Source organism: Alcanivorax sp. (assembly GCF_017794965.1).
GTDB lineage: Bacteria > Pseudomonadota > Gammaproteobacteria > Pseudomonadales > Alcanivoracaceae > Alcanivorax.
Genome location: NZ_CP051240.1, coordinates 2,663,845 through 2,677,736, shown reverse-complemented (window position 1 = coordinate 2,677,736; position 13,892 = coordinate 2,663,845). Strand labels below are relative to the sequence as shown.

Here is a 13,892-nt window from a genome sequence, read left to right as displayed (position 1 = left end):
AGTTCTGTATTGACCCCGCCTTGACGCTGTGACCGCAGTTTTACAAAAAAACGCTTTTTCATTTTTTTTGACAGGCATAGTCTGGGTTTGAGCGTTTTTTATACAAAACATGGCTCGGAAGGCCAGATGCGCTTTGGAGATTTTTTAGCTATCAGGGAGAGCAATAATGAAAAAATCACATGCCAAGCTTCTCGGTGGTGCCATTTGCCTGATCTCAGGTCCGGTAATGGCAAGCGGTTTTGCCGTTTCATACCAGTCGGTGTCTGCCATGGGCACGGCTTACGCCGGTGCCGGTGTACTGGGTGAGGATGCTTCCAGTCAGTGGTTCAATCCTGCAACGATGACCCAGCTGGAAACCACGGAATTTTCAGTGCCAATTCATCAAGTCTGGGTGGACACGTCGTTTGAAACCGGGTCCGGAGGAACCTTTAACGGGTTGATCCCGCAGGCCGGCGCCGGTGCTGGCGATTTCGATGATGTGGAACCCTTTGTTGGTAGCCTGTTCATGGCGGTCCCCGTCAGTGATTCGATGACATTTGGTTTGAGTGTGCTTTCTCCGTTCGGCACCAAAATTGAATATGAGAGCGGCTGGGGTAATGCCTACGTCACACCGCCGCCTCCGGGCGGACTGGGGCCGGTCACGGCAGGGGATTTCTATGCCACGGAGTCCGACCTGAAGACCTTGAATATCAATCCTTCTCTGGCGATCCAGCTCTCGAACAGACTGAGCGTTGCATTGGGGCTTAGCTACCAGACTCTGGATGCGGACATTCGCAATGCGGCCACCCGTCTGGAGGGTGATGATGATGCCTTCGGATGGAATGTCGGGGCGACCTTCAGTGCCGATGACAACAACCACTTCGGCATCGCCTATCGTTCTGAAATGAGCTACGAGGTGGAAGGGGATATCACCTTCTCGAATGCCGGGGCGGCGCTGTCAACGGCCAGCGGCAGTCCGGTTGCTCCCGGACGTTATGCGGGTACGGCGGATATTGACCTGCCTGCTTCGCTGCAGCTGTCTTATGCGGGTGATCTGTCTGAACGAACCCGGTTGTTGCTGGGTGTGGAATGGACAGAATGGAGTTCTCTGGATGCTCTCGTGGTGGAAAGCCCAAGTCTCGCATTCAATCCCACTGAAGAGTTCGACTGGAACAATACGGTTCGCTACTCGCTGGGCATGAACCATGAACTGGCTGGAGGCACGGTGTTGCGGGTTGGCGTGGCCAAGGAGGACGCCACCCAGGGCACAGACAATCGTTCTGCCATCTCACCGGATTCGGATCGTGTCTGGGCGACGCTGGGGGCCGGTTTCTCTCCATCGGAGAACATGACCATTGATGTGGGCTATGCCCATATCTTTGTGGATGATGCTGATATCAACCGCGCAGACAAGGGGGGCCAGCTTAAAGGGACCTATGAGCTGGAAGCGGATGTTATCGGTGCCCAGCTGAACTACCGGTTCTGATTCGAGCCGGCTGATGTGCTATAAGAAGAGCGGGCCAGACTGGCCCGCTTTTTTATGAGGTCGAGAATGAAGAGAACGGTATGGCTGGGTTTGCTGGCCGGGGTAATGCCACTGCAGTTATTGGCGGAAATTCCCCATAGTTATCGCGCCGAGCGTTGGGAAGGCAGCTTTCGGGTCATTGGCCTGGAAGGGCAAACCGTTTCCGGTGAGCGTGGTTCCAGCGTCGACATCACCGATGATGTGGGCTTCGGCTTTGACATGGCCTATAACCGTGATGAGCACCTGTCCCTGGGTTTTGCCCTGGAATGGCTGGAAACCGATTTCCGTTCTGACACCACCTCCGACGCCAACGGCAGTTTTGATGGTCGTGGGGAGCTGGAAATGACCACCATGAATCTCAACGCCACCTGGCACTTTGCCCGCAAGGCGCTGACTCCCTATGTGCACGGGGCGGTGGGGGCGACCTACCTGGACACCAACGTGGCCACCGGGCCCTCCGTGCCGGTGTGCTGGTATGACCCCTGGTGGGGGTACTATTGCGGGCTGGATACCCCAACCCTCAATGACACGGTGTTCAGCTATGAGGTGGGTGCCGGTTTGCGCCTGGACATGTCTGATACCGCCTTCATGCGCGCCGGTTACAGTCAGCAATGGCTGGACGTGGACCGTGGCGCTGGCACTGTGGATCAGGGATTGTGGCGTTTTGGCATTGGCATGCTGTTTAACTGATCATGCCCTGCGGCTGGCGGCCGGAACGGCTTAAAGCTGTGCCAGGATGGCCTCTGCCATGGCCTGGTAACCCCGGGCTCCGGGGTGGTAGCCATCCTGTGCCAGCAGGGCCGGATCATCCAGCGGGGGGTAGTAAAGGCTGAACAGGTTCTGGCTACTCCGCGCCAGGCTCTGATGTTGTTGATTGAGTAGCCGGGCCCGCCAGCCGAGCATCTGTCTCAATGGGGAGGGCAGGGCAGTGAAACGGTCCATAGGCGGCACGGCAAGCAGATAGACCGGTGCCCCGGGCTGTTGTGACTGCAAGTGTGTGATCAGCCTGGCCAATGCCGAGGCGTAATGTTTGCGCGGTGTGAGTCCGGTGGTGTCGTTCACCCCCATACTGATGAAGATGGCGTCCGCCTGCGGCGTTGGGGTGGCGGCCAGTGTTTTCTGCAGGGCATCCATGCGTATGCCGTTTACCCCCAGGGTATGCCAGCCCACCGTTTCCCCGCTTTGTTGATGGCGCAGTCGGGCCAGCTGGCTGGCCAGACCCTCCTGATGCGCCTCCACGCCCACGCTGGCGGCCGTGGATTCACCGATAACCAGCAGCCGCTTCGAGCATGCACCTTCGCCCCATTGGCCTTGCGCGGGGCCCTGCCCGTCCGGCAGTCGCACCGTGGTGCGACGGGTGTGCACCGCTTGCGCAAGGAGCAGTGGGGCGAGGCTGGCAAACCCCAGCCAGAAGGGAGCGTGCATCAGCCCACGAACATCTTTTTGGCCAGAGGCAGGCTTTTCACCCCGCCCACGGCGATGGTGGTGAGCAAGCCACCAATCATGGCGCCCACTACGCCACAGGTCATGATGTCCTGGCCGGTGAGGAAGAGCCCGGGAATGCGGGTCTTGGGTTTCAACCAGTCCTGCTCAAAGCGTTCCGGGGTGTGATCCAGGCCGTAAATCTCGCCTGTGCTATAGCGGCAGAAATAATCCGTAGAGAGCGGGGTGGAAAGCTCGTAATAATCCACCTTGCCGCGCAGGTGCGGCATTTTCTCGTACAGTTTTTCCAGCAGGCGCTGGGCGTAGGCTTCCTTTTTGGCCTCGTAGTCTTCTCCGCGTTTGCCCCAGGGCTTGTCCGCCCAGCTTTGGTACCACTCAAACGGCCCGGGGGCGACGATTTCGATGGTGGCCCGGCCGGGGTAGCGATCTTCGAAACCGGGATCCTTGGCAGAGGGGAAGGAAATGTAGGTGAGGGGGATCTCCTGGTTCTCCGGATCCTCCAGGAACGCTGCCACCTGGGTGGCGTGATCACTCCCCGGGTAAATCCAGAAATTGGTTTTCGGCAGCTTCAGGTTTTCGGCAGTATCCTGGATGCCAATGTAAAGGCAGACACTGGCCATGGAGCGCTGCACCTGGCCCAGCTTCATCTGGTAGAAGTCCTTGTGCGGGGCGCCGTCTGGCAGCAGAGGGCCGAAGGTGTTGAATACGCCGGCGTTGCTGATGATGGCAGGGGCATGAATGTCATTGCCGTCCGCCATGCGCACGCCCACGGCCTTGCCGTTCTCGACAAGAATTTCTTTCACATCGGCGTAGGTAAATACTTCACCGCCGCCTTGTTGGATCACCGGGATAATGGTCTTGGCCATTTCCGACGCGCCACCGATGGGATAGTAGCCGCCGTGCAGATAGTGGCGCGCGATCAGGGCGTGGATGATGAAACTGGATTCATTGGGAACCAGTCCGTTATCTCCCCACTGGCCTGTCAGGGCGGCAATGAGCTCTTGATTGCCGGTGAGGCTTTCCAGCACCTGCTGGGTGGTTTGATTGAGGAAGGCTGGCGCCTTGCGGCGGGCCAGGTGTCGGAACGGCCCTGCCAGCAGTTTGGGCAGCACCTTGCCCAGTGTCACGCCGGGCATGGCTTTGGCGACCTGGCTGAGGTAATCAAGATAGGTGTCGATGGCCTCCTCTTCGCCGGGGAACTGTTTTTTCAGTTCATCGGCAAAGTGCTTGGGGCCTGCGACCAGATCGATCTGGCGCTCGCCAATGAAGAGTCGGTCGTAATGGTCGTCCATGGGGGCCCATTGCAGCTGGCTGTCGGTGACATAGTCGAACAGCCGGCGGGCCATGGTGTGTTTGGCGCCCATGTCACCAATGTAATGCACGCCCACATCCCATTCGTAGCCATTGCGGTCATAGCTATGGGTGAAACCGCCCGCGGTATAGTGCTGTTCCAGCACCAGCACCTTCTTGCCCAGTTTGCTGAGACAGGCAGCTGCGGTGAGCCCGCCGATGCCGGAGCCGATGACAATGGCATCGTAGGGGCCGTCGAGACGGTTGGCGCGATAGCGACGGCCAACGCGGATAGTGCTGGGTTGTGGGCTGCTCATGGGGTGTCCTTATTGTTCTGTGAATGGGGTGGCGTGGCGATAGCACCATCCAGCAACAGGCTGGTAACGCCCTCGGCCAGATGGGGCTCGACATCCGCGGTGGGCAGATGGCCATCAATGCTCAGTTGTGACAGGCCGTGAACCAGGGACCAGGCGGTGGCGGTCATGAGGTCCAGTGGGGCGGGCTTGAGATAGCCCCGCTGGCGACCGTTGGCAATGGTGTCTTCCAGAACCTGAAAAGCGCCTTTGCCGGCCGCGTCCAGGCGTGGGTGGATGCCCAGGGGAAGCACACGCCCGCCAAACATCAGCCGGTACAGGTTGGGCTCATCCTGGGCAAAGGCCACATAGGTCAGGCCAATGCCGATCAGCGCCTGGCGTGAATCGCGCTGATCCACCTTCAGCAAGCGTTGACGTAGCCACTGGAAGCCGCTGATGGCCAGTTCGGCCAGCAGGCTCTCGCGGTCGGCAAAGTGGCGATACAGGGCCGGGGCGCTGACGCCCAGCTGTTTCGCCAGCGCCCGCAGGCTGATGGCACTGTCGCCATGCTCGCGCACAATGGTCATTGCCTGTTCATGGGCCTGCTGCTGCAGGTCGCCGTGGTGGTATGCGGTGCGTGCCATGTTGGTCCGTTGTATAAGTTAACAGTGTTAACATTGGCATGGTGAGAGTGTTGACGTCAAGCGCCTGTGGCGGAACCGATCAGGCGCCTTGGTCGAAGCCGCTGTAGATACCGTCTCTCTCCATACCCTGCAAGCCGTCTCTATGCGACTTGTGGGGTATATTTCTTTTGGTGCTTGATTACCCCATAGGCGATTTGCACCAGCTTGCGCATTGCTGCCACCACAATCACTTTACCTGTCTTCCCCCTGTCTTCCATGCGCCGTCTCAGTGCCCGGATATCGGGGTTGTGGGTGCATGCTGTGACTGCTGCCATGAACAATTTTCCCCGTACGTTGGCGCGGCCACCTTTGCGGATCTTTGTCGGCTTTCTGGAGTCGCCGGATTCATTGTGCACCGGCGTAATGCCCAGGAAGGCGGCACATTGCTTGGCTGACCGGAAGTCCCGACTGTGTATTAGCGACAGCAGCTCTCGGGACATCACATCGCCTACCGCAGTGATGCTCTCCAGCAGTGAGCGGTCCTGTTTCAGTTCAGGATGGCCATCAATGTGGTCATCGATGTCCTTTTTGAGCTTGCGGATCTCCTCATTCAGTGTCGCGATCATGTCCTGTATAGAGGCAATGACTCGCTCGCTTGACTGGTTGAATTCCGCTTTCTCAAGCCGGTTTTCTTCCCGCTGACGGTCTTTCTCCAAGGCCTCCAGACGAGCACCAAGCGCTCGTAACTGCCTGATCTCTGGCGCTTCCGGCTGCCATTTATGTAGTCGCTCATGCTTCTCTTTCACGTAGAGAGCCAGGCACAGCGAGTCGAGCTTGTCTGTCTTGCTTGAGAACCCTTCACTCTTGGCGAAGTCCCTGGTGCGCGCCGGATTGGCCACATACACCTGCAACCCAGCTTCATGGAGTGCGTAGGTCAGGTTCTCGTGATAAATACAGGTGGCTTCCAGCACCACATGAATCTCGGACGGCTCAGCACCGGTCTGCTTGAGCAGCCACTGCGCAACCTCGTGCTCCTTCCCGCGCCGATTCTGGAAAACCCGTGTTTTTACCTTCCGGGGATTGGCCTGGCGCAGCCAAAGTGTATCGAGGCTCTTTTTGCTGACATCAATTCCAACGAAGTGCATCTCTCGTGTCTTCCCTTGCTTATACGGCTTCATCCCGCGGAGGGGAGAGCCCGGATACCGTTCAGATTTAAGAGAATGGGTCGGAGCCAGGATCTACGTCACAGGGTCTATGCCCTCAGGAGCTTGTCAGGCTTTAACCCGACCCGTGAGTGCTGGTAGCTAATCAGCACTCGTGGAGAGATACAAGGAGCTTGCCTGCAAGCGATCCGAGCCCGGGCGAGGTAAGAAAGTTTCGAGTTACGAGAAGCGAGTTTCGAAAGGCAAAACCGGAAGTATCCAAATGTGTTCGGATTCTGATCTTCAAAATGTGTTTCTGGAATCCATACCTCGCTTAGGCTCGGATCGCTTGCAGGCAAGCTCCCACAGCAGCCACTAGTGAGTGTTTTACCGACGCAAAAAGGCCCGCCCGGGTACCGGGCGGGCCTTTTTGCGTCAGGCGTCAGGCGTCAGGCGTCAGGCGTCAGGCGTCAGGCGTCAGGCGTCAGGCGTCAGGCGTCAGGCGTCAGGCGTCAGGCGTCAGGCGTCAGGCGTCAGGCGTCAGGCGTCTAAGGCGCCGGATAGGGGAAGCGGGTGTGGATGGCTTCCAGGGCTTTCTCCAGATCCCGGTCCCAGGCCAGCTCTACGCTCTTCAGGTTTTCTTCCAGCTGTTCCAGGTGGGTGGCGCCAATGATGTTGCTGGTGACGAAGGGCCGGGTGGTCACGAACTGCAGCGCCAGCTGGGTCACGCTGATTCCGCGTTCCTCTGCCAGTTGGCAGTAGGCTTCGGTGGCGGCGATGGCCTGGGGGTTGGTGTAGCGGGAGAATTGCTTGAACAGGGTCAGGCGGGCCTTATCCGGCCAGGTGTCGTTGCGATATTTGCCGGTGAGCATGCCGAAGGCCAGCGGCGAGTAGGCCAGCAGCCCCACCTGTTCGCGATGGCTGATTTCTGCCAGTCCGACTTCATAGCTGCGATTAAGCAGGGAATAGGGGTTCTGGATGCTGACGGGGCGGGGTAGGCCGATCTTGTCTGCTTCATGGAGAAAGGTCATCAGGCCCCAGGGGGTCTCATTGGACAGCCCCCAATGGCGGATCTTGCCGGCATCCATCAATTGCTTGAGGCCGGCCACGGTGTCTCTGATGGCGATGCCGTCTTCGCCTTCACGGTGTTTGTAGCCCAGGCGGCCGAAATAGTTGGTGGTGCGTTCAGGCCAGTGCAGTTGGTACAGGTCGATGACGTCGGTCTGCAGTCGCTTGAGGCTGCCTTCCACGGCGCTGGCAAGGCTTTCGGCGGAAAAGCGAGGGCCACCACGGATGTGCTTGACGTAGTCGCCGGGGCCGGCGGCCTTGGTGGCCAGGATAATCTTGTCTCGATTGCCGGTTTTTGCAAACCAGTCACCGATGATGGTTTCGGTGCGGAACGACGTCTCCGGGCTGGCCGGTACCGCATACATTTCTGCGGTATCAAAAAAATTGATGCCGTAATCCAGGGCCCTGTCCATCTGGGCGTGGCCTTCCTCTGCGGTGTTCTGGCTTCCCCACGTCATGGTGCCAAGACAAAGGCTGCTGACCTCAAGGTCGGTGCGTCCCAGGCGACGGTATTCCATGTGCTGCTCCTGTTTTACTGTGACTTCATTCTGCGCGATGATAGGCGGCCAATCTGATCATGCAGACCTGCCATCCACAAGGGTGGAAATGGTCTTGACCATTGTTGGGCGCGACAATGCAACAAATCCCCCCTTTATAGCTTGTGTTCTTTGGGGGGCTTGGGTAGAATTCGCGCTCTCTTGCCCGGCGGAACTGCCGCCGGCGGGTGTTTACGACCCGTAACATATTGATTTTAGGGCAGAATTCCATGAAGACCTACAGCGCAAAACCGGAAAGCGTAAAGCGCGACTGGTATGTGGTAGACGCCTCCGGCAAAACGCTGGGTCGGTTGGCGACCGAAGTCGCAAGCCGTCTGCGCGGTAAGCACAAGCCGGAGTACACTCCACACGTCGACACCGGTGATTACATTGTTGTAATCAATGCCGAAAAAGTGGCCGTTACCGGTAACAAGGCTAACGACAAGATGTACTACCGTCACACCGGTTATCCGGGTGGCCTGAAAGAAGCCAACTTTGCGACTCTGCAGGCCGAGAAGCCTGAGATGATCATCGAGAAGGCTGTAAAAGGCATGCTGCCGCGTAACCCGCTGGGTCGCGACATGTATCGCAAACTGAAAGTTTATGCAGGCGCCGAGCATCCTCATGCTGCTCAGCAGCCGCAGCAGCTGGAAATCTAAGGGGTTTTAGACGATGGCAACTGTAGAAACCAACTACGGCACCGGTCGCCGCAAGACTTCTGCTGCTCGTGTTTTCCTGCGTCCGGGCAGTGGCAAGATCACCGTAAACGGCCGTCCGCTGGACGTGTATTTTGGTCGCAAGACCAACCAGATGGTTGTTCGCCAGCCGCTGGAACTGGTTGAGGCCACCGACAAGTTTGATGTGCTGGTTACCGTTAGCGGTGGCGGCAACAACGGTCAGGCTGGCGCCATCCGTCACGGTATCACCCGTGCGCTGATGGAGTACGACGGTGAGCTGCGTGGTCAGCTGCGTCGTGCCGGTTACGTAACCCGTGATGCTCGTGAAGTGGAACGTAAGAAGATTGGTCTGCGTAAGGCGCGTCGTCGTCCGCAGTTCTCCAAGCGTTGATACTTCCGGTCAACAGGTTCACAAAAAAGCCCAGCAATGCTGGGCTTTTTTGTGTCTAAATCAGGCGTTTAGGGTTTCAGGGCAGGGAATAACCGGTTGTCAGGTGTGGGCTTTTTCTTTACCATTTGCGCCGCCTTACTCCGCCCGTAGCACGAGGATGAGCCTCGTGTCCCGGACAAACCCCGAGCGTGGGATCTGAGGGGAGAATAACTCAATGAGCAACGACGGCGTAAACAGCAGCCGCCGCACGTTTTTGATCGGCCTGACCTCGGCAATTGGTGCTGCAGGTGCGGTCGGTGTGGCTGTTCCATTCGTAAAATCCTGGCAACCCAGTGCCAAGGCCAAGAATGCCGGTGCCCCGGTAAAGATTGATATTGGCAAACTGGAAGCCGGCCAGCGTGTGGTCGAGGAGTGGCGAGGTCAGCCCATCTGGGTTGTGCGTCGTACCGAAGACATGCTGGGCACATTGCCCAAGCTGGATGAAAACCTTCGCGATCCGAAGTCCGAAGCAGATCAGCAGCCGGACTACGCCCGGAACGAATGGCGTTCCATCAAGAAGGAATACCTGGTGCTGGTGGGCACCTGTACCCACCTGGGTTGTTCTCCCCTGTTCGAGGAGCAGCCTACCGTGGAACTGGAGTTCGGCGGTTTCTTCTGCCCCTGTCACGGTTCCAAATTCGATCTGGCCGGCCGCGTGTACAAGAGCGTACCGGCGCCGACCAATCTGGTGGTTCCGCCTCACTCTTACCTGAGCGAATCCGTCGTCATTGTTGGCTCTGAAGAAGGGGAGACCAAGGCATGATGGGAATGGTGAATCGCGTTGTCGATTGGGTAGATGCACGTCTGCCCGTAGTGGACGCCTACAAGCGTCACATGTCCGAATATTATGCGCCGAAGAACTTCAACTTCTGGTACTACTTTGGGGTGCTCTCCATCGTTGTACTGGTGAACCAGCTGCTCACCGGCATCTGGCTGACCATGTTCTTCTCTCCCAACGAAGGCTTTGCTTCCGTTGAATACATCATGCGTGATGTGGAGTGGGGCTGGCTGATCCGTTACATGCACGCGGTGGGCGCCTCAGCGTTCTTTGCCGTGGTGTACCTGCACATGTTCCGTGGCCTCATGTACGGCTCCTACAAGCCGCCGCGGGAGCTGGTGTGGATCTTTGGTATGTTGATCTACCTGGCGCTGATGGCCGAAGGTTTCCTTGGTTACGTGCTGCCCTGGGGCAACATGTCCTACTGGGGTGCCCAGGTAATCATTTCCCTGGCCGGTGCGATCCCGTTTGAACTGCTGCCCGGTATCAGCCCTGCTGACGCCAAGGAAATTGGCGAAGGCCTGACCACCTGGGTGCGTGGTGACTACCTGTTGTCCACTGCTACGGTGAACAAGTTCTTCGCGCTGCACGTGGTAGCCATTCCGATTGTGCTGCTGGCCCTGGTGGTGCTGCACATTCTGGCGCTTCACGAGGTGGGTTCCAACAACCCGGATGGCGTGGAAATCAAGAAGAACAAGGACGAGAATGGTGTTCCGGTAGACGGCATCCCGTTCCACCCCTATTACACCGTGAAGGATCTGCCGGGCGTGATCGTGTTCCTGATGATCTTCTCCGTGGTGATCTTCTTCTTCCCGGATGGCGGAGGCTACCTGCTGGAGAAGCCGAACTTCGAGCCGGCCAACCCGCTGAAGACCCCGGATCACATTGCCCCGGTATGGTACTACGGCCCGTACTACGCCATGCTGCGTGCCACAACCATCGACTTCATCATGTCTTCCAAGGCGTGGGGGCTGGTGGCCATGGGTGGTGCCATCGTGATTCTGTTCGTGATTCCGTGGCTGGACCGTCATCCGGTGAAGTCCATCCGTTATCGTGGAATCTGGAGCAAGATCTTCATGGCTATCTTTGTCCTGGACTTCCTGATGCTGGGTTATTTCGGTACCCAGCCAGCAACGCCTGGCAAGACCATGATGGCGCAGTTCGGCACGATTTATTACTTCAGCTACTTCCTGCTGATCATGCCGTTCGTACATAAATTCGAGAAATCCAAGCCGGTTCCAGAACGGGTAACGGGGGGACACTGATGAAGAAACTAGCGGTTATTCTTTTCAGCTGCCTGCCGTTGGTCGCGTTCGCGGCCGGCGGTGGCCATAACGAGTATGTGGTCAAGGCACCGGTGAACCTGCAGGATAAAGTCAGCCTGCAGAACGGTGCCAAGCTGTTCGTTAACTACTGCATGGGCTGTCACAGCCTGCAGTACATGCGCTACAGCCGCATGGCCGAGGATCTGGATATTTCCGAAGAGCTGGTGATGAAGAATTTGAACTTCACCTCTGACAAATTCGGTGACCAGATGGAAAATGCCATGCCGGAGGGGGCCGCCAAGAAATGGTTTGGTACCGCGCCGCCGGATCTGACCATGGTGACTCGCCTGCGGGATGCGGATTGGGTGTACTCTTACCTGATTAACTTCTACGAAGACGACTCTCGTCCGTTTGGCTATAACAACCACGTGTTCCCGAATGTGGGTATGCCCCACGTGATGGCGAATGTGGAAGCCGAGTTGGGTGAAGAAGGCTTCAAGGAAGCCATGGGTGACCTGACCAACTTCCTGACCTACACGGCTGAGCCTGTACGTCTGGAGCGTGAGCGTCTGGGTGTCTATGTGCTGGTATTCCTGGGTATTCTGCTAATCCCGGCCTACCTGCTCAAGAAAGAATACTGGAAAGACGTACACTGATTTTTCAGTAACGCTCCTTTCCAGCGATGAACAGGGTACCCGCGAAAGCGGTTACCCTGTTTCTGTTATAGATCACAAGTGGAGATGACTCGACAATGGGTGTGGTGACCAAGCGTTCCTCAATGACTTTTTTCTCTTCCCCGGAAGATCATTACAGCCACCGCGTGCGTATCGTATTGGCCGAGAAAGGGGTCACGGTAGACATTGTTGATGTGGACAGTAACAACAAGCCGGAAGATCTGGCTTCGCTGAACCCCTACAACGAAGTGCCCACGCTGGTTGATCGTGAGCTGACGCTCTATCAATCCACGGTGATCATGGAATATCTGGACGAGCGCTTCCCGCATCCGCCGCTGTTGCCGGTGTATCCGGTGGCCCGTGCCCAGAGTCGTCTGCTGATTCACCGCATTGAGCGTGACTGGTGTGCCCATGTGGACGCCATTCTGGCAGGTGAAGAGAAAGAGGCCAGCCTCAACAAGCGCCGCAAGGAGCTCCGTGAAGCGATTCTTGCCTGTGCGCCCATCTTCAGCGAGCTGCCGTTCTTCATGAGTGAAGAATTTACCCTGGTGGATTGTGTGGTGGGTCCGATCCTGTGGCGGTTGCCGGCCATGGGTATCGAGTTGCCGGCCAAGCAAGCCAAGCCGCTGCTGGATTACGCCGAGCGTCTGTTTGACCGTGATGCCTTCCAGGCCAGCCTGACTGACGCCGAGCGCGAACTGCGCAACCCGCTCTGATGAGTGAAGAGATGACCTCCAATCGCCCGTATCTGATACGGGCGATTCACGAGTGGATCTGCGATAACGGCCTGACTACCCATCTGGCGGTCAATGCGGTTTACCCGGGCGTGGAGGTTCCCCAGGACTTTGTCCAGGATGGTCAGATTGTCCTGAATATTGCTCCCCGTGCGGTCACGCACTTTGTGGCGGATAATGACGAGATTGCGTTTTCTGCCCGTTTTGGTGGTGTGCCCATGTCTATCCGGGTGCCGATCAATGCCGTGGTGGCCATCTTTGCCCGCGAGAATGGCCAGGGCATGGCGTTTGACCCCGTCGACCCGCCAGAGCCCCCAAGCACCCCGCCCGAGCCCGAAAAAAAGGATGACGGAAAAGGGAAGGTCAATCACCTCAAGGTGGTGAAGTAGGGCCGCGCGCGTCACGCAACAGGCAACACGCAAAAGCCCGCTCATTGAGCGTAATGCTGTTTAAGAAGTGGTTGGCTCTTCTTGTGGGAGCTAGCTTGCTTGCAAGCGAAGCCTTTGTGCCATGGCGCGCCATTCGCGTGCAAGCACGCTCCCACAGAAACATCGCGCTTAGGTGAACGGTATTGCGCTCATTGAGCGGGCTTTTTTGTTGGTGCGAGGCGGCTGGCGAGCTACGAGCTACGCTCGATTGGATAGGAAAACCCCAAATAGTTCCCCGGTTTGTGCATTGCTACGGAGCTGCTGTAGGAGCCTGCCTGCAGGCGATCCGAGCCTAAGCGAGGTAAGGATTCCAGAGGCTCGTTCAAAGATACAGGATGCCTGCGGCAACACACAAGGCCCGCTCAATGAGCGGGCTTTGTGTTTTGGTGTGAAGCTTTTGCGTGACGCGTGCTTCCGGCGCGGAGCGCCTAATCAATATATTCGATAATCTTCACGATCTTCTGCACGCCATAGACTTTTTGTGCCTGATTAACCGCGGCGTCTGCCTCGGCATGGGTGAGTAGCCCCATCAGGTAGACAACCCCGTTTTCGGTCACCACCTTGGTGCGCATGCCAACGGCTTCACCGTTGACCAACAGCCGGCTCTTCACTTTGCTGGTGAGCCAGGCGTCGTTGGTGCGGGCGAGGAAAGAGCTGCCTCCGGCAATCTCCAGTTCGTTGTGTACGTGCCGCACATGGCGAACCTGGGAGGCGATGTTGCCGGCCTGGCTCTTCAGGTCTTCACTGTCTACCTGTCCTGCCAGAAGAACGTTGCCATTGAAGCTGACCACCACAATGCGGGACTGATCCAGCGCCTCACTGGCGCGGGCAATATTAATGGAAACCTTGCGTTCGATGCTGCCATCTTCCCAGAAGGCCCCAAAGGTGCGAGAGCCGTGGTCCTGGTCGGTGGGCTGGTCGGACATGCCCTTGCTCAGGGAGACGCAACCAGACAGCGTCAGGCAGGCTGCCAGCAGGCAGCTCAGCAAAGAGAAACGAGTTTGCAT

The 13,892-nt window shown here is 57.7% G+C and carries 15 protein-coding genes; 9 read left to right on the top strand and 6 right to left on the bottom strand.

The features are described 5' to 3' along the window. The first annotated feature begins 166 nt into the window (after positions 1 to 166). Positions 167 to 1,465: an outer membrane protein transport protein gene (locus tag HF945_RS11715; protein ID WP_290522784.1), complete on the top strand. Its 1,299-nt coding sequence runs from the start codon at positions 167 to 169 to the stop codon at positions 1,463 to 1,465. Between the two features lie 66 nt (positions 1,466 to 1,531). Next, positions 1,532 to 2,194: an outer membrane beta-barrel protein gene (locus HF945_RS11710; protein ID WP_290522783.1), complete on the top strand. Its 663-nt coding sequence runs from the start codon at positions 1,532 to 1,534 to the stop codon at positions 2,192 to 2,194. A 30-nt stretch (positions 2,195 to 2,224) separates the two neighbouring features. Here HF945_RS11710 and HF945_RS11705 read toward each other — a convergent pair whose 3' ends face one another. The 5 genes from HF945_RS11705 to HF945_RS11685 all read right to left on the bottom strand — a co-directional run bounded on the left by HF945_RS11705 (position 2,225) and on the right by HF945_RS11685 (position 7,881). Then, positions 2,225 to 2,929: an SGNH/GDSL hydrolase family protein gene (locus HF945_RS11705; RefSeq protein ID WP_290522782.1), complete on the bottom strand. Its 705-nt coding sequence runs from the start codon at positions 2,927 to 2,929 to the stop codon at positions 2,225 to 2,227. Then, complete coding sequence (locus tag HF945_RS11700) at positions 2,929 to 4,554, bottom strand: NAD(P)/FAD-dependent oxidoreductase (RefSeq protein ID WP_290522781.1); 1,626 nt, start codon at positions 4,552 to 4,554, stop codon at positions 2,929 to 2,931. Before HF945_RS11700 ends, HF945_RS11705 begins: the two co-directional genes overlap by 1 nt. Beyond that, positions 4,551 to 5,174, bottom strand: a complete 624-nt coding sequence (locus HF945_RS11695) for a TetR/AcrR family transcriptional regulator (protein ID WP_290522780.1) — start codon at positions 5,172 to 5,174, stop codon at positions 4,551 to 4,553. Before HF945_RS11695 ends, HF945_RS11700 begins: the two co-directional genes overlap by 4 nt. A gap of 140 nt (positions 5,175 to 5,314) precedes the next feature. Next, positions 5,315 to 6,298, bottom strand: a complete 984-nt coding sequence (locus tag HF945_RS11690; protein WP_290522779.1) for an IS110 family transposase — start codon at positions 6,296 to 6,298, stop codon at positions 5,315 to 5,317. 545 nt (positions 6,299 to 6,843) lie between these two features. Next, entirely contained in the window at positions 6,844 to 7,881 is a 1,038-nt protein-coding gene (locus tag HF945_RS11685) for an aldo/keto reductase (protein WP_290522778.1), read from the bottom strand. A gap of 248 nt (positions 7,882 to 8,129) precedes the next feature. On the opposite strand from HF945_RS11685, the gene rplM reads away from it, so the two are divergent. The 7 genes from rplM to HF945_RS11650 all read left to right on the top strand — a co-directional run bounded on the left by rplM (position 8,130) and on the right by HF945_RS11650 (position 12,846). Further along, complete coding sequence (gene rplM / locus HF945_RS11680) at positions 8,130 to 8,558, top strand: 50S ribosomal protein L13 (RefSeq protein ID WP_290522777.1); 429 nt, start codon at positions 8,130 to 8,132, stop codon at positions 8,556 to 8,558. Positions 8,559 to 8,571: 13 nt separating this feature from the next. Further along, on the top strand, positions 8,572 to 8,967 hold the full coding sequence (gene rpsI / locus HF945_RS11675; protein WP_290522776.1) for a 30S ribosomal protein S9: 396 nt from the start codon (positions 8,572 to 8,574) through the stop codon (positions 8,965 to 8,967). A 214-nt stretch (positions 8,968 to 9,181) separates the two neighbouring features. Next, positions 9,182 to 9,769, top strand: coding sequence for a ubiquinol-cytochrome c reductase iron-sulfur subunit (gene petA / locus HF945_RS11670; protein ID WP_290522775.1), 588 nt, complete (start codon positions 9,182 to 9,184; stop codon positions 9,767 to 9,769). Between the two features lie 5 nt (positions 9,770 to 9,774). Further along, positions 9,775 to 11,049, top strand: coding sequence for a cytochrome bc complex cytochrome b subunit (locus tag HF945_RS11665; RefSeq protein WP_290525411.1), 1,275 nt, complete (start codon positions 9,775 to 9,777; stop codon positions 11,047 to 11,049). Continuing rightward, positions 11,049 to 11,705, top strand: a complete 657-nt coding sequence (locus HF945_RS11660; protein WP_290522774.1) for a cytochrome c1 — start codon at positions 11,049 to 11,051, stop codon at positions 11,703 to 11,705. Before HF945_RS11665 ends, HF945_RS11660 begins: the two co-directional genes overlap by 1 nt. A 95-nt stretch (positions 11,706 to 11,800) precedes the next feature. Further along, positions 11,801 to 12,439 carry a stringent starvation protein SspA gene (sspA, locus tag HF945_RS11655; protein WP_290522773.1) on the top strand — a complete coding sequence of 213 codons (639 nt, stop codon included), beginning with the start codon at positions 11,801 to 11,803 and terminating at the stop codon, positions 12,437 to 12,439. A gap of 11 nt (positions 12,440 to 12,450) precedes the next feature. After that, positions 12,451 to 12,846: a ClpXP protease specificity-enhancing factor gene (locus tag HF945_RS11650; protein ID WP_290522772.1), complete on the top strand. Its 396-nt coding sequence runs from the start codon at positions 12,451 to 12,453 to the stop codon at positions 12,844 to 12,846. 467 nt (positions 12,847 to 13,313) lie between these two features. On the opposite strand, the gene HF945_RS11645 is transcribed toward HF945_RS11650, so the two are convergent. Next, positions 13,314 to 13,892, bottom strand: a complete 579-nt coding sequence (locus HF945_RS11645; RefSeq protein WP_290522771.1) for a BON domain-containing protein — start codon at positions 13,890 to 13,892, stop codon at positions 13,314 to 13,316.